Source organism: Brevibacterium siliguriense, assembly GCF_900105315.1.
Lineage (GTDB): Bacteria > Actinomycetota > Actinomycetes > Actinomycetales > Brevibacteriaceae > Brevibacterium > Brevibacterium siliguriense.
Map to the genome: position 1 here is coordinate 593,248 of NZ_LT629766.1, position 22,974 is coordinate 616,221.

21 protein-coding genes, 2 tRNA genes and 1 pseudogene are annotated in these 22,974 nt (G+C 64.1%); 7 read left to right on the top strand and 17 right to left on the bottom strand.

Features of this window, described 5'->3' with window-relative positions:
* Window positions 1–2: 2 nt before the first annotated feature.
* Together BLU88_RS02520 and BLU88_RS02525 are read right to left on the bottom strand one after the other, a co-directional pair.
* Complete coding sequence (locus BLU88_RS02520; RefSeq protein ID WP_092009732.1) at window positions 3–803, bottom strand: family 1 encapsulin nanocompartment shell protein; 801 nt, start codon at window positions 801–803, stop codon at window positions 3–5.
* A complete protein-coding gene (locus tag BLU88_RS02525; protein WP_092009734.1) occupies window positions 800–2,050 on the bottom strand; it encodes a Dyp-type peroxidase in 1,251 nt (416 codons plus the stop codon). The genes BLU88_RS02520 and BLU88_RS02525 overlap by 4 nt, the downstream gene beginning before the upstream one ends.
* Window positions 2,051–2,235: 185 nt before the next feature.
* On the opposite strand from BLU88_RS02525, the gene BLU88_RS02530 reads away from it, so the two are divergent.
* The 4 genes from BLU88_RS02530 (at window position 2,236) to BLU88_RS18275 (ending at window position 5,166) form a co-directional block, all read left to right on the top strand.
* A complete protein-coding gene (locus tag BLU88_RS02530; RefSeq protein ID WP_092017073.1) occupies window positions 2,236–2,688 on the top strand; it encodes a DUF488 domain-containing protein in 453 nt (150 codons plus the stop codon).
* 190 nt (window positions 2,689–2,878) lie between these two features.
* A complete protein-coding gene (locus BLU88_RS02535; RefSeq protein WP_092009736.1) occupies window positions 2,879–3,538 on the top strand; it encodes a TetR/AcrR family transcriptional regulator in 660 nt (219 codons plus the stop codon).
* The gene (locus tag BLU88_RS02540) at window positions 3,535–4,821 is read left to right on the top strand and encodes a Cmx/CmrA family chloramphenicol efflux MFS transporter (RefSeq protein WP_092009738.1); all 1,287 of its coding nucleotides are present in this window, start codon (window positions 3,535–3,537) and stop codon (window positions 4,819–4,821) included. The genes BLU88_RS02535 and BLU88_RS02540 overlap by 4 nt, the downstream gene beginning before the upstream one ends.
* Window positions 4,822–4,989: 168 nt before the next feature.
* Window positions 4,990–5,166 carry a hypothetical protein gene (locus tag BLU88_RS18275; protein WP_167356830.1) on the top strand — a complete coding sequence of 59 codons (177 nt, stop codon included), beginning with the start codon at window positions 4,990–4,992 and terminating at the stop codon, window positions 5,164–5,166.
* Window positions 5,167–5,184: 18 nt separating this feature from the next.
* Here BLU88_RS18275 and BLU88_RS19100 read toward each other — a convergent pair whose 3' ends face one another.
* On the bottom strand, window positions 5,185–5,277 hold the full coding sequence (locus BLU88_RS19100; protein ID WP_407922842.1) for a VOC family protein: 93 nt from the start codon (window positions 5,275–5,277) through the stop codon (window positions 5,185–5,187).
* Window positions 5,278–5,378: 101 nt separating this feature from the next.
* On the opposite strand from BLU88_RS19100, the gene BLU88_RS02545 reads away from it, so the two are divergent.
* Entirely contained in the window at window positions 5,379–6,752 is a 1,374-nt protein-coding gene (locus tag BLU88_RS02545; RefSeq protein ID WP_092009740.1) for an aldehyde dehydrogenase family protein, read from the top strand.
* Between the two features lie 231 nt (window positions 6,753–6,983).
* Here the strand turns inward: BLU88_RS02545 and BLU88_RS02550 are convergent, their stop codons facing one another.
* The gene (locus BLU88_RS02550; RefSeq protein ID WP_092009742.1) at window positions 6,984–7,190 is read right to left on the bottom strand and encodes a hypothetical protein; all 207 of its coding nucleotides are present in this window, start codon (window positions 7,188–7,190) and stop codon (window positions 6,984–6,986) included.
* A 138-nt stretch (window positions 7,191–7,328) separates the two neighbouring features.
* Here BLU88_RS02550 and BLU88_RS02555 point away from each other — a divergent pair, with 138 nt between their 5' ends.
* A complete protein-coding gene (locus BLU88_RS02555; protein ID WP_407922843.1) occupies window positions 7,329–7,484 on the top strand; it encodes an ATP-binding cassette domain-containing protein in 156 nt (51 codons plus the stop codon).
* A 29-nt stretch (window positions 7,485–7,513) separates the two neighbouring features.
* Here the strand turns inward: BLU88_RS02555 and BLU88_RS02560 are convergent, their stop codons facing one another.
* The 5 genes and pseudogenes from BLU88_RS02560 to BLU88_RS02580 form a co-directional block, all read right to left on the bottom strand.
* Entirely contained in the window at window positions 7,514–7,960 is a 447-nt protein-coding gene (locus BLU88_RS02560) for a MarR family winged helix-turn-helix transcriptional regulator (RefSeq protein WP_092009744.1), read from the bottom strand.
* A 231-nt stretch (window positions 7,961–8,191) separates the two neighbouring features.
* Window positions 8,192–8,866, bottom strand: coding sequence for a metal-dependent transcriptional regulator (locus BLU88_RS02565; RefSeq protein WP_092009746.1), 675 nt, complete (start codon window positions 8,864–8,866; stop codon window positions 8,192–8,194).
* A gap of 10 nt (window positions 8,867–8,876) precedes the next feature.
* Window positions 8,877–10,184 (bottom strand): sodium:proton exchanger, encoded by a 1,308-nt coding sequence (locus tag BLU88_RS02570; protein WP_092009748.1) that lies wholly within the window; start codon window positions 10,182–10,184, stop codon window positions 8,877–8,879.
* Window positions 10,185–10,420: 236 nt separating this feature from the next.
* A pseudogene (locus tag BLU88_RS02575) lies at window positions 10,421–10,801 on the bottom strand (excinuclease ABC subunit A); the annotation flags it as partial.
* Window positions 10,802–10,887: 86 nt separating this feature from the next.
* A complete protein-coding gene (locus BLU88_RS02580; RefSeq protein ID WP_092017075.1) occupies window positions 10,888–12,336 on the bottom strand; it encodes a DHA2 family efflux MFS transporter permease subunit in 1,449 nt (482 codons plus the stop codon).
* 453 nt (window positions 12,337–12,789) lie between these two features.
* Between BLU88_RS02580 and BLU88_RS02585 the strand changes: the two genes are divergently transcribed.
* Window positions 12,790–13,317 carry a CHAP domain-containing protein gene (locus BLU88_RS02585; protein WP_092009750.1) on the top strand — a complete coding sequence of 176 codons (528 nt, stop codon included), beginning with the start codon at window positions 12,790–12,792 and terminating at the stop codon, window positions 13,315–13,317.
* Window positions 13,318–13,417: 100 nt separating this feature from the next.
* Here BLU88_RS02585 and BLU88_RS02590 read toward each other — a convergent pair.
* From BLU88_RS02590 to dnaN, 8 genes are all read right to left on the bottom strand, one after another.
* Window positions 13,418–13,489, bottom strand: a tRNA-Ala gene (locus tag BLU88_RS02590).
* A 170-nt stretch (window positions 13,490–13,659) separates the two neighbouring features.
* Window positions 13,660–13,733, bottom strand: a tRNA-Ile gene (locus tag BLU88_RS02595).
* A 160-nt stretch (window positions 13,734–13,893) separates the two neighbouring features.
* A complete protein-coding gene (locus tag BLU88_RS18470) occupies window positions 13,894–14,724 on the bottom strand; it encodes a DUF3566 domain-containing protein (protein ID WP_231939543.1) in 831 nt (276 codons plus the stop codon).
* Window positions 14,721–17,288 carry a DNA gyrase subunit A gene (gene gyrA, locus BLU88_RS02605; protein ID WP_092009752.1) on the bottom strand — a complete coding sequence of 856 codons (2,568 nt, stop codon included), beginning with the start codon at window positions 17,286–17,288 and terminating at the stop codon, window positions 14,721–14,723. Before gyrA ends, BLU88_RS18470 begins: the two co-directional genes overlap by 4 nt.
* Before the next feature lie 140 nt (window positions 17,289–17,428).
* A complete protein-coding gene (gene gyrB / locus BLU88_RS02610; RefSeq protein WP_092009754.1) occupies window positions 17,429–19,426 on the bottom strand; it encodes a DNA topoisomerase (ATP-hydrolyzing) subunit B in 1,998 nt (665 codons plus the stop codon).
* A 219-nt stretch (window positions 19,427–19,645) separates the two neighbouring features.
* Entirely contained in the window at window positions 19,646–20,158 is a 513-nt protein-coding gene (locus BLU88_RS02615) for a DUF721 domain-containing protein (protein ID WP_092009756.1), read from the bottom strand.
* Window positions 20,155–21,291 (bottom strand): DNA replication/repair protein RecF, encoded by a 1,137-nt coding sequence (gene recF, locus BLU88_RS02620; RefSeq protein ID WP_092009759.1) that lies wholly within the window; start codon window positions 21,289–21,291, stop codon window positions 20,155–20,157. Before recF ends, BLU88_RS02615 begins: the two co-directional genes overlap by 4 nt.
* Window positions 21,292–22,431 (bottom strand): DNA polymerase III subunit beta, encoded by a 1,140-nt coding sequence (dnaN, locus tag BLU88_RS02625; RefSeq protein WP_197678180.1) that lies wholly within the window; start codon window positions 22,429–22,431, stop codon window positions 21,292–21,294.
* Window positions 22,432–22,974: the final 543 nt, after the last annotated feature.

Here is a 22,974-nt window from a genome sequence, read left to right on the forward strand (position 1 = left end):
GCTCAAGGGTGCAGGGGAACGCTGGATTCGTCGGTGAGTGCGAGGAAGCCGAAGGTCTCCTGCAGGTACAGATCGACGGTCTCGCTGTCGTGGCCTCGGTAGCCGATCGACAGGTCCTGGCCCAGGTGGAGTTCGTAGTCGCCGCCGCGGGTGGACACGAGCAGGGCACCCTCGAGCGCCGGCGCCCAGACGATCTCCCCGGCACCGAGCTGGCGGGAGAGATGATCGCGGATCGGGAACCCATGATCGGTCGACTCGGAGACCTTCGTGTACTCCGCCTCGGACAGCAGAAGGCTGTAGGGCCCGTCGACACCGGCCGTGCGCAGGCTCGACAGCGCCTGCGCCACCGCGTCCGCGTAGTCCTCGACTGAATCGGGCAGGGTGACAGCGGCGTTCGACGAGTTCGGGACGATTCCGCCGATGCCCGCGGAGTCGAGTCCGTGGAGGATGGTGCGATCCTCGGCCAGCGCCATCGTCGTCGCGGCATCCTTCACCGGCTGCCAGTCCGAATCTCCGGAGCCGCGCGCAACATCGTCGATCGCCTCACGCGTGACTGTGAACGGGGCGCGCAGTTCGACGAATTCCTGCACGATGCGCTGCCGAATGTGCAGACCCGAGGAATACGACTGCACGTGACGGATATGTCCCGTGGTCACCGAGGAGGTCTCGAAGCCGCTCGGCCCCTCGACGTCGACGATGCGCCGACCGGCGATATTGCGTTTGAAGGTGCGCCGTGCCTCTTCCTCGATCTCCGCCCAGGCCGGGCCGGTGATGGGAGCTAGTTCGCGATAGAGGTTGTTCACTGTCGTCTCCTGTTCAGGCTGCCGATTCCCAGGCTGCCGTCCGTGGGTGCTGAGGGGTCTGCGTCTGCCGAGTCATCGTCGCCGGCCGAACCGTCGACAACGGCCGGGTCAGGGTCCGTTCCGTCGTCGATGTCCGGACAATCGACCTTCGCCGAGGCGGCTCCTCCGATCCCGAGCCCCGCCTCGGCGAGTTCCCCGTCCGGATCGTCGAGGAAATCCTGGCTGGGCACGAAGAACAGCCCGCCGGTCACCGCGGTCGAGAAGTCGAGGATCCGGTCGTAGGTGCCTACCGGGTCGCCGATGAACATGTTCTCGAGCATCTGCTCGGTCGTCGTCACGTCGGCGGCGTAGGCGATGAAGTAGGTGCCGTACTCTTCGGAGCCGATCGAGCCGAAGACCATGTTGTCGCGCACGATCTCACGGTCATTGCCGTCCTCGTCCTCGATCGAATTGAGCACGAGGTGCGAGTTCGCGGCCTTGTCCTCCTCGGCGAATTCGACGTCGGAGAGTTTGTGCCGCCCGAAGGCCGCTTCCTGCTCCTCGACGCTGAGGTCGTCCCAGGCGGGCATGTCGTGCGTGTACTTCTGAACGATCACATAGGTGCTGCCCGGAAGACCGGGGGCGCCATCGCCGGGAACGGCTCCTGCCTCGGCGGCTCCGGCAGCGGCCGCAGCGACTTCGGGTCCCGCCTCGGCGGAGTCCGAGCCGGAATCCTCGGCGACGTCATCGGGGTGGAGGAACACGGCGTCGACGGCGCCCTGGTCCTCGGGGTTCTCGGTGCCGTCGACGAAGCCGAGGATGTCACGTTCGTCGAAATAGCGGAAGCCGTGGACTTCGTCGGCGACGTCGACGGCCCCGGCCAAACCGTCGCCGATGAGCCGGGCGAGCTCGAAGCACATATCCATGCGGCGAGCGCGGATGTGGAACAGCAGATCGCCCGGAGTCGACGGTGCCGTGTGGACGTCTCCGCGCTGTTCGATGAAGGGATGGAGCCCCCAGGGTCGGGGCGCGGTGAACATGCGGTCCCAGAGGTCCGCGCCGATGCCCGTCACACAGCTGAGATCGTCTTCGCGGGAGCGGAAGCCGACGGTTCGGGTCAGCCCTGCGATCTCGGACAGGAAGTCCTTCGCCGTGCTCTCGAATCCGGTACGGACGGTGAGGACGAGGAAGATCGCATACGGCGATGGCGGAACCAGCACCCGCTGCGGACTCTTCCCATCGGGGAATGCCTGCTGCCAGACGGTCACTGCATCATCTCCTCCGCTCACGGATTCGGCGCGGTGCACCTCGGGACACCAAGGTGACCTACGTTTCGGAGTCTACGCTTCACCAGCCACGATTGGCCATGGTGCCCTTGTCGGCGGTCGACAGGCACGGCATGTGTGTTCGCGTCGTACACTCGAAGAGAAGCGAGCGAATGGAGCATCAGCCGATGTCCGAGAAGAAGAGCTCCGCCAAGAGCAGCGCACACGCAGTCCAGGTCCGCCGCATCTACGACGAAGCACAGAAGTCCGATGGGACCCGAGTCCTCGTCGATCGCGTCTGGCCGCGCGGGGTGAGCAAGGACAAGGCCGAACTCGACGAATGGGTCAAGGACGTCGCACCCTCGACCGAGCTGCGCAAATGGTATTCCCACGACCCGGAGAAGTTCGACGAGTTCTCCCGTCGCTTCCGCGAGGAATTGAAAGGCGATGAGGCCGCGCGGGCCCTCGACGACCTGCGCGAACGTGCGCATAAAGGGACTCTGACCCTGCTCACCGCGGCCAAACGCGACGACATCAGCCAGGCCACGGTGCTCGCCGAGATCCTCAATTACAACAAGACGGCCAGCAAGAATTCCGGTACGAAGACCGGAAGCAAGTCGAGCAGCAAGGACAGCAGATAAGCGAGATCAAACCGGATACACGCGACTGGACCGATGTCCTCGCCGGGGCTGCTCCGAATGCGGCTTCACCGTCGCCTCACTCACGCTCCACGGACTCCACGAAGTCAGGCACCACCTCGGCGACGTCGGGGCCTGAAGACAGGACGGAGTTTACTGGACACCAGTGTCCAAAATACTTTAGGCTCGTCACATGGGCAGGAAGAAGAGCTTCGACGAGCAGTCCGTCATCGATGCCGCCATAGCCGTATTCAGCGAACACGGCTATGCGGGAACCGATGTGGGGCTGGTCTGCGAACGCGCGAACATCGGCCGCTCAAGTTTCTACAACACCTTCGACAGCCTCGACGCCGTCTTCCTCCGCGCCCTGCGTGACTACACGGCCACGGGCATCCCACTCAGGGAGGAACTCAACCACAGTGCCGAGCCCGCACCCGTCCTTCTCATGCACCGCCTCGGCGGCGCGCTGGAGAAACAGTGCGAAGACGAGAACCGGACCGGTTGCCTTTCCGCGAACACCGCGGCAGAGCTCGGTCGTGAGGTCGACGCGGTGTGTTCGATCCTCGATCCCGACCGCGACGCGTGGCTCGACACCTATTCGACGGTGCTCGAGCGCGGCCAGGAGGCAGGGCACATCCGTGCCGATCTCGACGCCCGAGTCCATGCCCAGCTCATCCACAGCGTGCTCGCTGGCCTGCGGATCGCCGCCCGAGTCATGACCGAGGACCAAGTCCTCGCCCAGGCGCGAGCTTTCGTCGCAGGACTGTGCACACCTGCCGGTCAGGCAGCGCTCGGGCCGGACCATTCCGCACCCTCCCTCGATTCCCACACGGAAGGCAGCACTGCCCGATGACCCAGTCAACCACCTCGACGGCTCCCGCCCGCGTCCCCGCTCAGGTCTATCTGCTGGCCGCAGTGATCTTCTGCCTCGGCACCAGCGAGTTCATGATCGCCGGGATCCTCGAACCCTTGAGCGCGGATCTGGGAGTGACGATCCCGCAGGCAGGCCTGCTCATCACGGGTTTCGCCGTCGGCATGATCGTCGGGGCGCCGGCCATGACTCTGCTGACGCTGACCCTGCCCAGACGGGCGACGATGATCGTCATGATCATCGGCTTCTCCGCCCTCCACATCCTCGCGGCGCTGTCACCGAGCTACGGGCTGCTCATGGTCTCCCGGGTGCTGTCGGCCTTCGCGTGCGGCGGTTTCTGGGCCGTCGCCGCCGTCCACACCTCGGCCATCTCTCCCGCCGCCGTGCAGGGCCGAGCACTCGCCAGCCTCGTCGGCGGACTCACCGTCGCCAACCTTGTCGGAGTGCCGATGGGAACGTGGATCGGCACCCAGTTCGGGTGGCGTTCGACCTTCTGGGCCGTCGCTCTCGTCACCGCCCTGGCCGCCGTCCTCATCGCCGTGACCACACGGTCGGACGCGAAGCCGAGTGACCGTGGCGAAACCGACCCTGGCGAAGTAGGATCCCCCACCCCCACCGAGGCGGCTCCCGGATTGCGGACCCTGCTGCGTGCCGAGATCGCCGCATTCAGGGGACCCCGAATCTGGTTGGCCCTGGGCACGACCGCGCTGTTCCAGGCTTCGGTGTTCGCGTCTTTCTCCTATTTCTCACCCCTGCTCACACGGGTCGCGGGTCTGCCCGCGGACCTGGTTCCCGCGGTGCTTGCGGCCTTCGGCATCGGCGCATTCGTCGGTGTCGTCATCGGCGGGCGTTTGGCCGATCGGAACATCTTCGGCAATATCGTCGGCAGCCTCGCGGCTCTGGCGCTCAGCCTCGGCGCCCTGCGGCTGGTCGCGGACAACGCGATCCTCGCCGTCGTCATGATCGTCCTTGTCGGCGCCAGCGGCTTCTCCATCGCCGGGGCGCTCAACGCCCGCGTGTTCCAGATCGCGACTCAGGCTCCGACACTGGCTGCGAGCGTCAACACCTCGGCCTTCAACGTCGGAAATGCCTTCGGCCCGGCCGTCGGCGCTTGGGTCATCGCCGCCGGCTTCGGCTTCCCCGCCACGATTGTCGCCGCCATCGTCCTCGCGCTCGCTGCGCTCGTCGTGGTGGCCGTGGCGATCCGTGTCGAACGGACGTGGGAGCTGCGATCGGAATCCACCCTCGCCGAGGCGGCCTGCTAGTCCCAGCGTGCCATTCAGTCCGTGCAGGGCTGAGCTGAGAATCCCGGCCGGCCGCAACCTCTCGCGCTTGTCGATCCATGGTTTGACCCAGGTCATCTGTTCGGGAACCAGAGGTTCACCGCAGTCGCTGCAGACCTCGCCCTGAGTCGTTTCGTGTCCACAGGCTTCGTGGATGAGCCCCATATGGCCGCGCCGCGGAGGCACCGCCGGATCCACCCCGCCTGGTGGGTCGCTGCCATCGCATTCATCGCCCTGCTCGCCGCCGCCGGATTCCATGCTGCCCCCTGGCGCCCTCATGATTCCGCTCCATATCGCAGGGAACCCACCACCGAGGCGGCCGCCTAGTTCCAGCCGGGATTCGACTCAGCCGTCTTCTTCCGGTTCCCACAGCTCGATCCGATTCGCTTCGGGGTCGCTCACCCAACCGACGCGCCCGGTTCCGGTCGCTTCCTCCATGGATGAATGGTGGTCCCAGGGATGGACTCAAGTGTCGCGGAATGTCGGGAGACTGTAGTTTGTTACAGGGCACAGATGGTCAACCCGTGAAAGGACGTTCCATGAGCAAGTTCGCACTCACCAATGCCAACACCGGCGAGGTCGAAGAGGAGTTCGCCTCCGTACCCGTCGATGAGATTCCCGCCTACATCGATCGTGCCCATGAGGCACATCTGGCATGGAAGGAGACGCCGCTGCATGAGCGCGCGGCGATCCTGCGGAAATTCGCCGATCTCGTCGATGAGAACGCCGATGAGATGACCGACATCATCGGCCGTGAGATGGGCAAGATCAAGAAACAGGGGCTCGGCGAGGTCGACAAGGTCGCCCGCACCGCCCGCTGGATGGCCGACAACGCCGCCACTCATCTCTCCACGACCCACCTCGCCGCCGCCGGCGCCGCCAGCAGCTATGTCGAGCACCAGCCGCTGGGCGTGCTGCTGGGCATCATGCCGTGGAACTTCCCGTACAACCAGATCGCCCGCTTCGTGCTGCCCAACCTCATGGTCGGCAACACGATCATCATGAAGCAGGCATCGATCTGCCCGAAGTCCTCGCAGTACTTCGAGGACCTCCTCACCGAGGCGGGACTGCCGAAGGGCGTGTACCAGAACATCTACCTCGATTCCTCCCACGCCGAGGAGGTCCTCAAGGACTTCCGCGTCAAGGGCTTCTCGCTCACCGGTTCCGAGGGTGCCGGTGCGTCGGTGGCCGCGATCGCCGCAAAGTACTACAAGCGCGCGGTCCTCGAGCTCGGCGGAAACGACCCTGCCGTCGTCCTCGATTCGAAGGACGTGGCGTCGGTGGCGCAGAAGCTCGTCGGGATCCGACTGGCGAACGCCGGCCAGGTCTGCACCTCGCCGAAGCGCATGATCGTCGTCGATGAACTCTACGACGAATTCGTCGCCGAGGCAGTCAAGGCGGCCGAGGCCATGAAGATCTCCGACTTCGACGACCCCGATGTCGGCATGGGTCCCGTGTCCTCCGAGGGCGCCCGCGACGAGATCATCGAGGCGATCGAGAAGGGTGTGGCCGCGGGTGCGACCCTGCTCACCGGAGGCAAGAAGCTCGACCGTCCCGGTTGGTTCATGTCCCCGGCCGTGCTCACCGACATCGACCCGAAGTCGGACCTCGGCTGCAATGAGCTCTTCGGTCCGGCCGTAATGATCTACCGGGCCAAGGACGAAGAGGATGCTCTGCGTCTGGCCAATGACACCGAGTACGGACTCATGTCCTCGGTGTGGACCGATGACCTGGAGAAGGGCCAGGAATTCGGAAAGAAGATCAACGCCGGCATGACGCTGATCAACAGCCACATGGAGTCCGGACCGGAATACCCCTTCGGCGGCATCAACCGCTCCGGCTACGGACGTGAGAACGCTCAGTGGGCGTTCCAGGCGTTCACCAACGAACACCTCATCCGCGTCCACGTCTGATCAGGTGTGAGACCTCAGGTTCACTCCTGAGATCGCCGGCACCGAGGTGACCGGACGGTGCCACGACAGAACGAGCCCGCCAGGCAACGATCGTCTCGTTGCCTGGCGGGCTCGTCTACGTCTCGGTGGTTCGGTGTCGTCACTCGAGCGAGATATCGCCGTTTTCGGTAGTGAGCTCGCCGTCTGCCATCGTCCACGTCGCCTGGTCCGCGTCCCCAGTGAACCACCTCGTCACTTCAACAGAGTCGACGTCACCGGGGCGCAGGGCGATGTCACCCCGGAATCCATGACGATGCCCAGATCATCGCCGCTGATCCGAAACGAGCGGCTCTCGGGATCGACTTCGTCGCGCGACGGTCCGCATGAGCTCAGCCCAAGAGCGCCGAGGACCCTCACGCTGGAGAAAGCAGACACCTTTGACCATCTCTGAACTTTCATTCCAACTCTCCTCTCGCCACTTTTCCTGCCCCGCGGCGAACGGTTTTTCAGGTCGAACGCCACCCCGCCGGCAGCTTCGACCCGGAACTCGTCGGCGAGGTCCTCGCCGTCGCGATGAAACAGCTGGCGGAGGAGGGGATGACCATGGTTGTCGTCACCCGTGAGATGGACTTCGCCAGCGAAGTCGCCGACCGGGTGCTGTTCATGGACGACAGCGTCATCGTCGAGGAAGAGCAGATCTTCAAGGCCTCGAAGTCGGATGGGACGAAATCCTTCCTCAACAAGGCGCTGTGAGCACCTGACCGCTATGGTTCCTGCGGTCCTCAGCGCGCCGATTCGGCATAGAGGGCAGAGACGAGCGGGGCGAGCTCCGGCAAGTCCCGGGCCTCGTCAAGGGCCGTTTCGAGCACGCTGTCGTGGGTCGGATGCGCCTGGGCGAGCAGCGTCTCACCAGCCGGGGTGAGCTCGGTATAGATTCCGCGACGGTCGTCGGCGCAGAGCACTCTGGTCAGCAGCCCCCGGTCTTCCAGGCGCGTGACCAGACGCGTCGTCGCCGATGAGGACAGAGCCGCGGCACGAGCGAGCTGCCGCATGCGCATATGCCACCCGTCCTGACGGCTGAGTGCGTCGAGGACAGTGAATTCGACAACGGAGAGTCCGTGCTCGCGCTGCAGGCTGCGCTCGAGCTCGACTTCGATGAGTCCGTGCAGAGCCGCGAGCGTACGCCAACCCCGGGCACGGACCTCGACCGCGTCATCCCTGATTCCCACTGGATCCTCCTCAGCAATCCGTTCTCCCGATCATACATCACTAGCGCAGATATGCCGCGTGCGCAATTATGTCTATTGCGTCTGCGACTACTGCAGGAGAGTTATATTGCATACGCTTCGAAAGGTGCACTCCCTTATGCCTCTCGCACTGCTCGCCCTCAACTACGAGATGATGATCGGTCGCAGATTGAGGCCTCTCGCAAGGCCGATCTGCAGACGCCCGGCTGATCCTCAGCCGAGGCCGGGTCCGACGCGGATCGCGTCGGCGGCGTCGAGGGCGAGTTCGATGCTCTCGTCGCCGATGCTGACCGCAATCGCCGAGGCGGCCGAGCTGATCGATTTCACCTGCAGCTTCGTGCCGATGACGATTCCGCGGTCGGTGAGGTAACGCAGCAGCTCAGGCGACCGGTCGGAGACGCGCACGACCTCGACCTCGATCCCCGGAGCGGTCTCCTGCAGCCGCCTGCTCGGGAAGTCGGCGGTGTGACCATCGGCATCGGGGATCGGATCTCCGTGCGGGTCCCGCTGCGGGCTTCCCAATGCGGCGTTCATCCGTTCGAGCACGAGATCGGAGACGGCATGTTCGAGCCGGTCCGCCTCGTCGTGGACCTGATCCCAGGTCAGGCCCAGGGCCTCGACGAGGTAGGACTCGACGATGCGGTGGCGCCTGACGATCTCGACGGCGATCTGCCGACCAACGTCGGTCAGCACGATCTGCCCATAGGGTTCGTAGTCGATATAGCCGTCGCGGGCGAGCTTCTTGAGATTCGCTGAAACAGTGGAGGCGGTGACTCCCAGCCGCTCAGCCATCTCCGTGGTGGCGGGGCGACCGCCGGGCCATTCGTAGGCCTTCCAGATGAGGGTGACGTAGTCCTCGACCATGCGAGTGACAGCGGGGCGCGGCATGAATGTCATTCTACGCGCGGGTACCGGCCGAATTCGGATCAGAGGACATCATGACTGTCGATTCGCGGTCAGGTTCGGCCGCCTCGGCGGGGTCCTGCTCATCGGAATTGGTCTGGGGCCTGCGGAACGGAGCCGCAAGTGTGGGGAGGATGTCCTTCCGGTGGAGGATGAGGAAGACGACCGCCAGCACCGCTTGGATCGCGGAGAGGATGTAGCGTCCGAAGGTGTCCGTGACGAAGAACTGCAGACCGAAGAGCGCGGCGAGACCCAGCGCGGGCGCCCAGTGGAATCGCAGGGCCAGGATGATGGCGACGCCGAGGATGGTCTGCGTGGCCGTGAGCGTGAACTCCTCGATCTGTCGCCCATCCAGAGGCAGCCCGAGGCCGCCGCCACCGGCGAAGTGGGCGATCGGCAGCGAACCGACGAGCAGGCTCCATTGATTGACCTTCGAGGCGATGAGCGTGCCGATGGCGGCCCCGCCCATGCCGCGCAGGGCGAACATCGCGGCGATGATGAACTCGGGTGCCTCCGAGGCCAGCGGGGCCAGCCACTGGACGAGGAAATAGCTGTCGATGCCCAATGCTGAGCCCGAGGCCACGAGCGCCTCGGCGAACGGTTCGGCCGAGGTGAGGATGATCGCTGCCGAGACGACGAACATCGTCACCACCGTGACACGACGAGCCGTCTGCGGCATGACGACGATGAGTGCCGCGGCGCCGACGAACTCCTCGTCGTCATCGCCCGCGGCCTGCCCTGCCCTCCAGAGGTAGGCGGCGAAGATGAGCACAAGGGCCGAGCCGAACCAGATGGGGATGCTGCCAAGCAGCGGAATGGCGAAGGCGATCACACCGAGGATGACGAGGAAGCCGATGTCCATTCGGCTGCCCGGGTCGATGCGCAGGGAATGCGGGGCGGGCGACTTCGTCCGTTCGGCCATGCGGCGGGCGACGAGGAGGGCGATGATGACGACGAGCGGCCACCCGAATCCGAGCAGCAGTCGGTTCGATCCGGTCACGTTCGCCGCCGCAAAGTGCAGGTAGTCGGGATCGGATCCGGAGCGGAACGCATAGTAGAGGTCCACAGCGTACTCGGGGAGGACTGCGATGAGGGCGAGCAGGGCGATCGCGAGAGCGCCCGAGATATCCTTCTGTGCCGCCTCGGCTGCCCAGGCCAGCAGAAAAGCGGCCGCGACGATGGCGGCACCGAACGCAAGGAGCTCGAGAACCGGGGCGAGTTCGACACCGGTGGCTCGGAGCACCACGGCGGGTGCGGCGATGATGAGGCAGAGCGCGATGCGGCGAAGAAGTGCTGTGGGCATGCTTCAAGACTTCCCGCCGTGAATCGGGTGTGTCTACGCACATCTGAGACTTAGACGTCTCCAACAATTGCGGCGGGTCCCGGGATCCGCTTGTCTCCGCGGATCGCACGGCCAGCCGGGATGGGGACCTGTGCCTCAGATCACCGGTGCTCGGACAGTGCTGCGGCGAGGTATGTCGGCGGGGGTGCCGGTCGAGACGCAGGTAGCCGAGTCCGACGTCGATGAGTGCGGTCAGGGAGCGCATCGCGCAGCTGGTGGCCGTGCCAGGCCTTCGGCCAGGAGTCGATCGCGCGCTCCCGGATCGTCAGCGTCGGATCCGGGACCGTCTTACCTCGTAGACGCGGCCGATTCCATGGCATTCGGGCAGGCGCCTTCGACGGTGTTCGTCGAGAACTCCTCAGCCAGCAGCATCGGCTGATCGTCGGGATAGTGCCCCGCGCGGGAGAAGAGCATGCGCACGAGGCTGGACACCGTCGTGATGCCGCCGACGCTCGAACGGGCGCTGCGACCGCCGCGCTGCTGCAGGGTGACGGGCGGCGGCGTCCCGGGATCGATTCGACGTCCGGGACCCCGGCCTGATCGATCAGCCTGCGGGCGTAGGGAGCGACGGATTCGAGGCAGTTGAGCGCAGAACCCCTCGCCCCGAGGGTTTCGGAACGAGGGGTTCGGTGCGGATCATTCGGCCGCTGTCAGGGGCCGACGATCATTCGGCGGGGCTGGCATCGGAAGGTTCGACCACCTCGGCGGGATACTCTTCCTGGTCTTCCGGCTTGCGGATGAAGAATGCGAGGACGATAGGGACGATCGCGATGACCGTCGCCAGCAGGAACGCGGCGTGACCTCCGGGGGCGCCCGCCTCGGGGACGGACTTGCCCTCAGCCTGGCCCGAGTGCAGGGCCGCGGAGTAGATCGAGATGAGCAGCGCGGTGCCGGCGGCCCCCGCAACCTGCTGCAGGGTGTTCAGCGCAGCCGATCCATGCGAGTACAGGTGGCGCTCCAGCGATCCCAGTGAGGCCGAGAACAGCGGAGTGAACGATGCGGCCAGACCCAGCGACATGACGATCTGAACGATGATGAGCAGCCAGATCGGCGTTCCCACACCGGCCGTCGAATACGCGAACATCGACACGGCGATCATGATGGTGCCGGGCACGAGCAGCGTCTTCGGACCCCTGGCGTCGTAGATCCGACCCATCACGGGTCCGAGCAGACCCATGATCACCGACCCCGGTAGGAGGACCAGGCCAGACTGGGTGGCGCCGAGGCCGACGACGCTCTGCAGGTACAACGGAAGCAGGGAGAAGGTGCCGAACATCGACAGTGCGACGACGGCCATGATGATGACCGAGAAGACGTAGTTGCGCGAATTGAACACACGCAGGTCGAGCAGGGCTCGATCGTCCTTCTGCAGGACGAGCTGGCGCCAGACGAAGAGGGCGAGGAAGACCACTCCGCCGCCGATCGTCGCCCACGCCAGTCCGGTCGTGGACCCGCCGCCGGCCTCACCGCCGTGGCCGCCCCCGAACTGGCTGAGGCCGTAGACGATGCCGCCGAAGGCGAACACGGACAGGATGATGGAGACGACGTCGATCGGGGCGTGAGTCGACTCGCCGAGGTTGGTCATCCATTTCGCGCCGAGTGACAGGGCGATGAGCGCGATGGGCAGGATGATTCCGAAGAGCCAGCGCCAGCCCAGCGAATCGAGCACGATGCCCGACATCGTCGGTCCGATGGCCGGGGCCAGCGAGATGACGAGGCCGACTCGACCCATCATCCGGCCGCGCGAGTGCGGCGGGACCACGTTCATCATCGTCGTCATCAGCAGGGGCATCATGATGCCGGTGCCTGCGGCCTGGACGATCCGTCCAACGAGGAGGAGCAGGAATCCCTGAGAGACCAAGCAGATGAGCGTGCCCGCAGAAAAGAGCATCATCGCGGCCAGGAAGATCTGACGCGTGGTGAATCGCTGGAGGAGGAAGCCGGTTGTCGGAATGACGACGGCCATGGTGAGCATGAAAGCACTGGTCAGCCACTGGCCGAGCTCCGGAGGGATGCCGAGGGCCTTGTTGAGTTCGGGAATGGCGATGGCCATCGTCGTCTCATTGAGAATCGCCACGAAGGCGGCCACCAACAGCAGCCAGATGACCCTCATTCCTGCGGGGTCGATGGTCTCGGGCTGATGAGTCTGCGCGTGTGCGGGTGAGCTGTCGCTGGACAAAACGGTGCTCCGTTCGGATGTGTCTATAGGGCCCTGGGTGTGGGCGGAGGCCGCACGCAGATGCCGAGTCGACGCGCAGACGAATCTCTTAACAGCAACTCAGACTAACGTATTCCCGATTCCCGCCGACAGTGGGGAGAACCCGAAATCACAGCGATCTTCGTCACTGCGGCGTGATCTCGTCAGCACGTGTCGACGCGGTAACCATGGTCGCCGGCGGCGACGAGATAGCGGTCGCCGCACAGTTCATTCTCTCTTCGATTCGACGTATCTGATGTTCATTCCGGCGCCGATAGCGTCGGCGGAGGAGACGGTTCGCCCCAGTGGCGACTCGTCTTTCGGAAAGTCAGCAGAAGTCACACAGTCAAGCGGAACGAACGGATGAGAATGACTCTGAAGAACGTCACCACGAAGACCATGACAGCTGCGATGATCGCCGGAGCCGCTGTGCTTGGTTCCAATTCGATCGCCTCGGCCGCAGAATCCGGCGTCGCCTCGGCGAGCCCGGAAGCGGAGAAGAAGTTCTCGAGCATCGCGGACTACCTCAAGCACTGCGAGGACCAGTCTCTGGCGAACTCACAGGGCGGGTACCAGGGAGAGTGCGTCAGCCTCATCTCCCGAGCCCTCGAAGAAGTCCACGGCGTCGACCACGGAGCATGGGGCAACGACGTCGACTATCAGCAAGGCGGCTCCGGCGGGGACAAGATGAAGGCAAACGGCTTCACTTGGCACACCGACCAGAAGTTCGCGAACGGTGACATCCTCATCTGGGGCGATGGAAACGACACCTCCGCCTACGGCCATATCGGCATCTACTACGAAAGCCAGGTGTGGCACCAGAACTTCAACGGCGACCGCACACTGCACACCTACGACGGCCTCATCGACGGCTGCCTCGGGTATTGGCGAGCCTGACGAGAGCTCGGCCTTGAGGGGTCCGGGGCAACGACGAAGGCTCCGAACCATCACGGTTCGGAGCCTTCGTTCTACGAGTGCTGTCTCAAAACTACTCGAGTGGAGGTAAGGGGACTCGAACCCCTAACCCTCTGCTTGCAAAGCAGATGCGCTACCAATTGCGCCATACCCCGAACGGGTTCACACCCTCACACCGAGTCGGTGTGTTCGGACCATTCGGCTTGGGCACTCTGGTTCTGGTGCCGCCACCCGAAGAACACTCCCAGTCCCACTAGCGTGAGACCGCTGAGAATCCATCTTCTCATGATCCTCCTCGAAAGGAAATCCTGTTGTGACAGGACGTGGGCCTACCTGGACTTGAACCAGGGACCTCTTCGTTATCAGCGAAGCGCTCTAACCGCCTGAGCTATAGGCCCTTATCGGGTGAACCCGAAGTAAAACAATACCCATCCAGGCCAGACAAACACAAATCGATGCTCAGTGACACCCCTCACACCTCACAAAACTACCTGACGGCGGCCCAGATACCTCGCGCGAGGTTGCTGAGCCCCCGTCAGGTAGCAATTGTGGGGAGGGTCAGTCGTCGGTGAGGGTGAGGCTGAATCCGCCGGCGATGAGGGAACCGATATTGTAGATGAAGGCTGCCAAGGTCGACAGCGCCGTCATCAGAACGATGTTGATGACCGCGATGATGAAGCCCGCCGCGACGACTCGGCCGAAGCCGAAGATGCCGACGATCCGCTCGGCCGACTCTGCGCCGGCGAGCTCACTCATCGTCGACTCGAGGCCGCTCATCACACCCGTAGCCTGCAGCACGACCCACAGCACGACGAAGGCGACGATCGTGGCGATGCCGATCGCCACGGACATGAGGAACGACATCTTCATGACCGACCACGGGTCGACCGCGGAGACAGTGAGGCGGACGGTTCGGGGGCCCTTCTTCTTTTTGTCCTTCCCGCCCTCGACCATGTTCTTCACACCCATCTTCACGCTGCCGGAGCTGGCGCGGACGGTGTTCGCGGCATTTCCCATCACCGAGGTGGCGGTGCGGTTGCCGCCGCCCGATCCCTGGGAGCCCGATCCCTGCGAACCGGAAGCCGGTGCGCCGGATCCCTGAGATCCGGTCTGGGCACCCGATCCCTGGGAGCCGGTGTGTGCCGACGGAGTCGACCCGGCCGAGGGAGCGCGGTTGGGCTTCGGCGATGCCTTCGGTGCGGGAGGTGCGACAACGGTGGCGTTCTGGCTGTTCGGACCCGAGGAGCCGCTACCGGACCCGGAGTTCGAGCCCGATCCGGTTGCGCCAGCCGACTTCTCGTCTGACTTCGACGAACCGGCCGTCAGACGGGTCGAGCCGCTCGACGTGCGTATGATCTTTCCTGAGCCTGGCTGTTTGCTATCGCTCACTCTTCCACATCCTCGTTGCCGGCCTGAGGCTCTGCGACCTCACCTTCCGGGACTTCGGCATCGTCTTCGCTTTCGATCTCGTCTTCGACCTCGGCTTCGGGCCCACGGGTCACTGCGATAATACGATCTTTCTTGTCCGGTTTCGCGAACACCACACCCATGGTGTTGCGTCCCTTTGCCGGAACTTCATCGATGCTCGACCGAACGATCTTACCGCGCTCCATGACCACGAGGACCTCCTCACCGTCTTCGACGATGAGCCCGCCTACCAAGTCTCCGCGCTGTTCGGTGATCTTCGCAACCCGGATTCCCAGACCGCCACGGCCCTGCAGACGGTACTCGTCGACGGGGGTGCGCTTGGCGTACCCGGCTTCGGTGACGACGAAGACATAGGTGTCGGGCTGGACGACGTCCATCGTGAGCAGCTCGTCGTCGTCCTTGAACTTCATACCGGTGACACCTCCGGTGACCCTGCCCAACGGTCGGATCGACTCGTCATCGGCGGCGAAGCGGATCGACATGCCCTTGCGCGAGATCAGCAGCAGGTGGTCATCGGCGCCGACGATGCGAGCCGAGACCAGCTCATCGGGCTGACCCTTGTATTCGCGCAGGTTGATGGCGATGACACCGCCGGTGCGGTTCGAATCGTATTCACTCAGGCGGGTCTTCTTCACTACACCGGAACGGGTGGCGAGGATGAGGAAGTCGGCTTCCTCGTAGTCCCGGATCGACAGCACCTGTGCGATCGACTCACCCGGCTGTAGGGCGAGCAGGTTCGCCACGTGCTGGCCCTTGGCATCCCGTGAGCCCTCGGGCAGCTCATAGGCCTTGGCGCGGTACACGCGACCGGTGTTCGTGAAGAACAGCAGCCAGTTGTGGGTGGAGGTGACGAAGAACTGTTCGACGACATCATCGCCGCGCAGTGCCGCGCCCTTGATGCCCTTGCCCCCGCGGTGCTGGGCCCGGTACAGGTGGGTCTGGGTACGCTTCGCATAACCGCCCCGGGTGATCGTGACGACGACCTCTTCCTCGGGGATGAGGTCTTCCATGGACACGTCACCGTCGAATCCGGCGAGGATCTTCGTGCGGCGATCGTCACCGTAGCGCTCGACGATCTCGTCGAGTTCCTCGGACACGATCTCGCGCTGACGAGACGGGGTCGCCAGGATGTGGTTGTACTCGGCGATGAGGGCTTCGATCTTCTCGGCCTCTTCCTGGATCTTCAGACGCTCCAGGGCGGCCAGTCGGCGCAGCTGCAGGTCGAGGATCGCATTGGCCTGGAGTTCGTCGACCTCGAGCAGCTCCATCAGTCCGGTCCGCGCCTCGTCCGAAGACGGGGAGCGGCGGATCAGGGCGATGACCTCGTCGAGGGCGTCGAGGGCCTTGAGGTAGCCGCGCAGGATATGAGCGCGTTCCTCGGCCTTGCGCAGACGGAACTGCGTGCGACGGACGATGACTTCGATCTGGTGTTTGACCCACAGACGCAGGAACGAGTCGATGCTCAGCGTGCGCGGCACACTGTCGACGAGGGCAAGCATGTTCGCGGAGAAGTTCTCCTGCAGCGACGTGTGCTTGTAGAGGTTGTTGAGCACGACCTTGGCCACGGCATCGCGCTTGAGCACGATGACCAGGCGCTGACCGGTGCGACCCGAGGACTCGTCGCGCAGATCAGCGATACCGGCGACCTTGCCGTCCTTGACATAGGAGGCGATCTTCGCGGCCAGGGTATCCGGGTTGACCATGTACGGCAGCTGGGTGACGACGAGGCAGGTGCGACCCTGGATCTCCTCGACCTCGACGACGGCGCGCTGGGTGATCGAACCGCGCCCGGTGCGATAGGTGTCCTCGATGCCCTTGCGGCCGAGGACCGTTGCGCCCATCGGGAAGTCGGGTCCCTTGATGATGCCGAGGAGGGCTTCAAGAGCCTCTTCCTTGCTCGCCTCCGGATGCGACAGCAGCCACTGGGCGCCCTGGGCGACCTCGCGCAGGTTATGCGGAGGAATGTTCGTGGCCATGCCCACGGCGATGCCGGCCGAGCCGTTGACCAGCAGGTTCGGGAACCTGGAGGGCAGAACCATCGGTTCTTGGTTGCGGCCGTCGTAGTTGTCCTGGAAGTCGACGGTGCCTTCTTCGATGTCCCGGACCATCTCCATGGCCAGGGGCGCCATCTTGCACTCGGTATAACGCGGTGCGGCGGCTCCGTCGTCGCCCGGGGAGCCGAAGTTTCCCTGACCGGACACGAGCGGGTAGCGCATCGTCCACGGCTGCACGAGGCGGACCATGGCGTCGTAGATCGCCGTGTCACCGTGCGGATGGTACTGGCCCATGACATCACCGACGACGCGGGAGCACTTGGAGAAATTGCGGTCGGGGCGGTAGCCGCCGTCGAACATCGCGTAGAGCACGCGGCGGTGGACGGGCTTGAGTCCGTCGCGCACGTCGGGCAGGGCACGGCCGACGATCACGCTCATCGCGTAATCGAGGTACGACCTCTGCATCTCGAGGTTGAGATCAACCTGTTCGATCCGGTTGATTTCTGTTCCGATATCGTTCTCGTCGGCCAATGTGGGCTCTTCCCTTGTGTTCGAACCGTGTTCGGCTGGATCTCAGCCGTGTGCGGGGGCGATTGGTACGTTCAAAGTATGGGGGTGGTGCATCCGATCCCCACCCTCACCGAGGCGGCTGCCCCGGTGAGGACGGAGGCTCAGATGTCGAGGAAGCGGACGTCCTTCGCGTTCTCCTGGATGAAGCGACGACGCGAATCCACGTCATCGCCCATGAGGACGGTGAAGATCTCGTCGGCGACGATCGCGTCGTCGAGCGACACCTGCTTGAGCAGCCGGTGGTCGGGATCCATCGTCGTCTCCCACAGCTCCTCGTAGTTCATCTCGCCCAGACCCTTGTAGCGCTGGATCGCGAGGTCCTTGGGCAGTCGCTTGCCAGCGGCCCGCCCGGTCTCGAGCAGTCCGTCGCGCTCCTTGTCCGTGTACGCGAACTGGTGCGGGGCATTCGACCACTTGATGCGATAGAGCGGCGGGGTGGCGAGGTAGACGTAGCCGTGCTCGATGAGAGGCTTCATGTACCGGAAGATCAGCGTAAGCAGCAGGGTCGTGATGTGCTGACCGTCGACATCGGCGTCGGCCATGAGGACGATCTTGTGGTAACGCAGCTTCTCGAGATCGAACTCCTCGCCGATTCCGGTGCCGAAGGCCGTGATCATCGCCTGGACTTCGTTGTTGCCCAGCGCCCGGTCGAGTCGAGCCTTTTCGACGTTGAGGATCTTTCCGCGCAGCGGCAGGATCGCCTGGGTGTTCGGGTTGCGGCCCTGAGTCGCCGAGCCGCCGGCCGAATCACCCTCGACGATGAAGACTTCGGATACGAAAGGGTCCTTCGACTGGCAGTCCTTGAGTTTGCCGGGCATGCCCGAGGATTCGAGCAGTCCCTTGCGGCGAGTGGCTTCACGGGCCTTGCGGGCGGCCAACCGCGCCTGGGAGGCCTGCAGCGCCTTGCGGACGACGTCCTTGGCCTGAGCCGGATTCGACTCGAGCCAGTGACCGAGTTCGTCGCGGACCACACGCTGGACGAAGCCCTTGACCTCGGAGTTGCCGAGTTTCGTCTTCGTCTGACCTTCGAACTGAGGGTCGCCGAGCTTGACGGAGATGACGGCCGTGAGTCCCTCGCGGATGTCGTCGCCGGTGAGGTTGGGATCCTTGTCACGCAGCAGCTTCTGTTCCTTCGCATACGCGTTGACCAGGGAGGTCAGTGCCGTGCGGAAGCCCTCTTCGTGAGTGCCGCCCTCGTGGGTATTGATGACGTTGGCGTAGGTGTGAACGGACTCGTTGTACGACGTCGTCCACTGCATCGCGATCTCGAGCGCCAGGGTCTGTTCGCCCTCTTCGGCTTCGAAGACGATGACATCGGGGTGGACGAGATCGGCCTTCTTCGCCGAGTTGAGGTACTCGACATAGTCGAGCAGGCCGTTCGCGTATTCGTAGGTGACGGTGCGCGGCTTCCACTCGCTCGCCTCGTCCTCGTCGATCTGGACCTCGTCGTCATCGACCTCGTTCTGACGCTCATCGGTGAGGCTGATCTTCAGTCCCTTGTTGAGGAAGGCCATCTGCTGGAAGCGCGCACGAAGGTACTCGTAGGAGAAGTCCGTGGTCTCGAAGATCGAGCCGTCCGGCCAGAAGGTCACGGTGGTGCCGGTCGCATCGGTCGCCTCGCCGCGCTGCAGTTCGCCGGTGGGCACACCGCGGACGAAGTCCATCGTCCACACATAGCCGTCACGCTTGACTTCGACCTCGAGCCGTTCGGACAGGGCGTTGACGACGGTCGAACCCACACCGTGCAGACCGCCGGCCACGGCGTATCCGCCGCCGCCGAACTTTCCGCCGGCGTGGAGGATCGTGAGGATCACCTCGACTGTCGGCTTGCCCTCCGTCGGGTGCATGGCCACAGGCATTCCACGGCCGTCGTCGGAGACGCGGACGCCGCCGTCAGCAAGGATGGTGACCTCGATATGATCGCAATAGCCGGCCATCGCCTCGTCGACGGAGTTGTCAACGATCTCCTGAACGAGATGGTGCAGACCGCGTTCCGAGGTCGAACCGATGTACATGCCGGGTCGTTTCCGGACTGCCTCGAGACCCTCGAGCACAGTGATGTCGCCGGCATCATAATGAGGCTGATCCTCGGTCGTCATATGACTCCTTGTTCGGATGGTCGCTATCAGCTCTCCATTCTACCGCGCCGCGCGCTGAAATGCCCGTAAGAGGCCTGTGAAGGCATATTTCCGGAATTTTCGTGCCGCAGATGTACCCCCTGACAGGTAAGGGAGCGCCTATGGCCGTTTAAGGCCTTCTGTGTTCTTCTCAGAAATGCAGGGCCGCATCCCGGAATTTCGCCGAGGCGGCCGTCCGGTTCACCCGAATGTGTCCCGGGGTCCGCGGCCGGCCACCGAACGTCGGCCGCGTTTGAAACTGCGCCCCTGCGGCCCCTTGATCTCGATCTCGGTGATCGTCGCCGAGCCCAGCCCTTCCTCGAGCTTGCGCAGGATCGTCGGTCTGAGAACCCGCAGCTGGGTCGCCCAGGTCGTCGAGTCCGCTGCGATGACGAGCAGCGGGGGAGAGAAGTCGACGGGAGTCGCGTGCTGGGCCACCTGGGGCCCGACGAGGTCCGGCCACCGACCCAGCACCTTGCCGATGTCGAGTGAGGACGACCAGCCGCGTTCGGAGATGAGCGAGCCGAGCACGGATGACACCGACTTCGGGTCACGGCCGTCTCTGCCCGATCCCGAGTAGACGACTTCGCCGCGCAGTCGGGAGCGTCGCCGGCTGCGGACGAACTTCGCTTCGCTGACCTCCATCCGCCTCACTCGGTCGAGGGCCTCGAGCGCGGCGACGGGAGTGGAAAAGTCCCGGGCGATGCCGCTCATGATGCGCTGCTCTGCAGGAGCCGGGACTGGTCGATCCGGATTCCTTCGAGGCCGTCGGGCAGATCGGAATCGACGGCGGCGGTGATGAACACCTGTTCGGCCGATGTCACTCTGGAGGCCAGACGCTGACGCCGACCTGTGTCGAGTTCGGCGAAGACGTCGTCGAGGACGAGGATCGGCTGTTCGGCGGCGCTCCCGGCATCGGCGGAGAGCAGATCCCAGCCAGCCAGCTGCATGGCCAACGCCAGCGACCAGGTCTCTCCGTGGGAGGCGTAGCCCTTCGCCGGATGGGTCCCGATCATCAGCGACAGGTCATCGCGGCCGGGTCCGTGCAGGGTCAGTCCGCGTTCGATCTCCGTCGTCCGGCGACGGTCGAGGGCTTCGAGCAGCAGTTCCCTGCATTCGGCAGCGGATTCGGCCTGCGAATAGTCGATGCGCGAATCGTAGGCGATATGGGCACCTTGCCGTTCCAGCCTGGCATCGGCGGCGATATAGGCGAAGTTCGTCTGCAGCGGTTCGACGATATCGGCGAGGATCCGCTGCCGACCGAAGACGAGTTCGGCCGCGGAGTCCGCGTAGGCCATGTTCCAGATGTCGAGAGTCGCCTCGAGGCCGGGATCGCGATCCTCGCGGAGCCGTTTGAGAAGAGCATTGCGCTGTTTGAGGGCTCGTTCGAAGTCGGTGATGATCGAGGCGAAGCGGGGATTGCGTGCCACGACGAGGGTGTCGATCCAGGATCGGCGTTCGGCCGGTTCGCCGCGCACCAGGCTGAGGTCCTCCGGAGCGAAGACGACGCAGGAGACGAGTCCCAGGATGTCTTTGAGTTTCACGGCATTGCGATTGACCCGGGCCCGGTTGGCGCCTTTGGCCTGGATGGTCACCTCGACGGTGGCGTGACGCTGATCCCGGTTGACCAGTGCGGACACCGTCGCGGCCGGTCGGCCGTCATGGACGAGCGGAGCGTCGAAGGCGACCCGGTGCGAACGCTGATGTGCCAGGTACCCGATCGCCTCGACGATATTGGTCTTACCGGTCCCGTTGTCGGCCACGAATGTGGTGACTCCGGGGGAGAACACGAGGTCGAGCTCCGGATACGACCGATAGTCACGCAGGGAGAGTCGGGATATCCACATTCAGATGCGCGTGGGCATGAGCAGATAGCGATAGGACTCGTCGGCAGGACCGTCGAGTTCCTTCTGCCCGGAGATGATGACCGGCTTCATCGGCTGAGTGAAGGAGAAGTTGACGTACGGACTCTCGACAGCGGCGAGGCCCTCGGCGATGTAGTGCGGGTTGAAGCCGACGGTGATCTCGTCGCCCTGGAGAGTGGCTTCGACAGCTTCGGACGCCTGAGCGTCGTCACCGGTGCCGGCGTGAAGGGTGAGCATCCCGTCGGTGACCTCGAAGCGCAGCGGAGTGTTGCGTTCGGCCACAAGAGAGACACGGCGGACGGCTTCACGCAGTACAGCGGTCTCGACGATGGCATGGATCGGAACCGAATCCGGGAACAGCGACCGGACTTTGGGGTATTCGCCCTCGATGAGCAGCGACGTGGTGACTCGGCCCGCCGAGGTGAACGAGATCAGATCCTTGCCAGCGTCGGTGCTCAGACCGATGGTGACATCTCCGCCGAGGGACTTCGAGACATCGGAGAGTGTGCGTCCCCGCAGCAGAGCAACGGCCGAGACGTCGGGACGTCCCGGGTTCCAGGTGAATTCGCGAACGGCCAGCCGGTAGCGGTCGGTGGCGAGCATCGTGACCTTTTCGCCCTCGATCTCGACGCGCACGCTGGTGAGGATCGGCAGGGTGTCGTCTTTAGAGGTTGCGATCGTGACCTGTGAGACGGCGTTCTGGAACTCACCTGCAGAGACGGTGCCGGAGTCCTCGGGGATCTGCGGCAGATCGGGGTACTCGGCCACGGGCATCGTCATCAGCGAGAAGCGGGAGGATCCGCAGGTGACGTCGACCTTCGCATCGATCTGTTCGAGAGTGACCTCTTGGTTCGGCAGCGCCTTGGAGATGTCTGCGAGCAGGCGACCGGAGACGAGGACCGTTCCGGCAGAGGCGACATCGGCGACGATCTCAACACGGGAGGAGACCTCGTAGTCGAAGACGGCCAGACGCACGTTGCCACCGGCTTCGGCGGTGATGAGGATGCCGGTGAGGACCGGAGCGGAAGGACGGTTGGGCAGAGTCTTGGTCGCCCAGGCAACAGCGTCAGCGAGCACGTCGCGATTGACTTTGAACTTCAAGGGGGATGCTTCCGCGTTCACTTTACTCCTTCGGGGTGGCCACCCGACCTGCACTGGGCATCTGGCACAAGATTCCGGGTTGCGAGTCACAGGCTCGATACTGCTCGGAAAACTTTACACAGCCTATCCGATTTGTGCCCACCTCAGGAGTGCCAGCCGAAAAGGGTGCTCAGAGGGTGAATCTCGCATTCGAGAATCAGCTGAGATCCTGTGTTCGAATATCCGACAGCTCTGAAGTCGTGCCGAACTCGAGGTCGTGAGCTCGAAGCTCACCCACCGCAGCAGTCGGTGGCGGTCGCCCTCTTGAGAGTTGAATTCACTTGGTAGAAGTATCAGCACTTGTGGAGATTGTGGATAAGTGCTGTTTACTCCAGAGTAATCAAGGGTTCTGACCGGTTATGGACTTGTGGAAGTCATGTGCACCGCGACGGAGCCGTCCGTGGGCGCTTGGGTAAACACAAGCGTGTAGTTCACATCTTTCCACCCACTGGGCGCTTCTGTCCACCGCTCTGTCCCCAGCTGTGAGCAATTGTCCCCAGGGTTATCCACAGATGTGTATGACGT

What these genes read in the sequence shown, in the direction of transcription:
- recF (WP_092009759.1), bottom strand. Translation starts at nt 21,291, where the DNA reads ATGTGGATATCCCGACTCTCCCTGCGTGACTATCGGTCGTATCCGGAG.
- BLU88_RS02570 (WP_092009748.1), bottom strand. Translation starts at nt 10,184, where the DNA reads ATGCCCACAGCACTTCTTCGCCGCATCGCGCTCTGCCTCATCATCGCC.
- BLU88_RS02540 (WP_092009738.1), top strand. Translation starts at nt 3,535, where the DNA reads ATGACCCAGTCAACCACCTCGACGGCTCCCGCCCGCGTCCCCGCTCAG.
- BLU88_RS02615 (WP_092009756.1), bottom strand. Translation starts at nt 20,158, where the DNA reads ATGAGCGGCATCGCCCGGGACTTTTCCACTCCCGTCGCCGCGCTCGAG.
- BLU88_RS02585 (WP_092009750.1), top strand. Translation starts at nt 12,790, where the DNA reads ATGACTCTGAAGAACGTCACCACGAAGACCATGACAGCTGCGATGATC.
- BLU88_RS02565 (WP_092009746.1), bottom strand. Translation starts at nt 8,866, where the DNA reads ATGCCGCGCCCCGCTGTCACTCGCATGGTCGAGGACTACGTCACCCTC.
- BLU88_RS02545 (WP_092009740.1), top strand. Translation starts at nt 5,379, where the DNA reads ATGAGCAAGTTCGCACTCACCAATGCCAACACCGGCGAGGTCGAAGAG.
- BLU88_RS02580 (WP_092017075.1), bottom strand. Translation starts at nt 12,336, where the DNA reads ATGAGGGTCATCTGGCTGCTGTTGGTGGCCGCCTTCGTGGCGATTCTC.
- gyrB (WP_092009754.1), bottom strand. Translation starts at nt 19,426, where the DNA reads ATGACGACCGAGGATCAGCCTCATTATGATGCCGGCGACATCACTGTG.
- BLU88_RS19100 (WP_407922842.1), bottom strand. Translation starts at nt 5,277, where the DNA reads ATGGAGGAAGCGACCGGAACCGGGCGCGTCGGTTGGGTGAGCGACCCC.
- BLU88_RS02530 (WP_092017073.1), top strand. Translation starts at nt 2,236, where the DNA reads ATGTCCGAGAAGAAGAGCTCCGCCAAGAGCAGCGCACACGCAGTCCAG.
- BLU88_RS02550 (WP_092009742.1), bottom strand. Translation starts at nt 7,190, where the DNA reads ATGAAAGTTCAGAGATGGTCAAAGGTGTCTGCTTTCTCCAGCGTGAGG.
- BLU88_RS02535 (WP_092009736.1), top strand. Translation starts at nt 2,879, where the DNA reads ATGGGCAGGAAGAAGAGCTTCGACGAGCAGTCCGTCATCGATGCCGCC.
- BLU88_RS02555 (WP_407922843.1), top strand. Translation starts at nt 7,329, where the DNA reads ATGACCATGGTTGTCGTCACCCGTGAGATGGACTTCGCCAGCGAAGTC.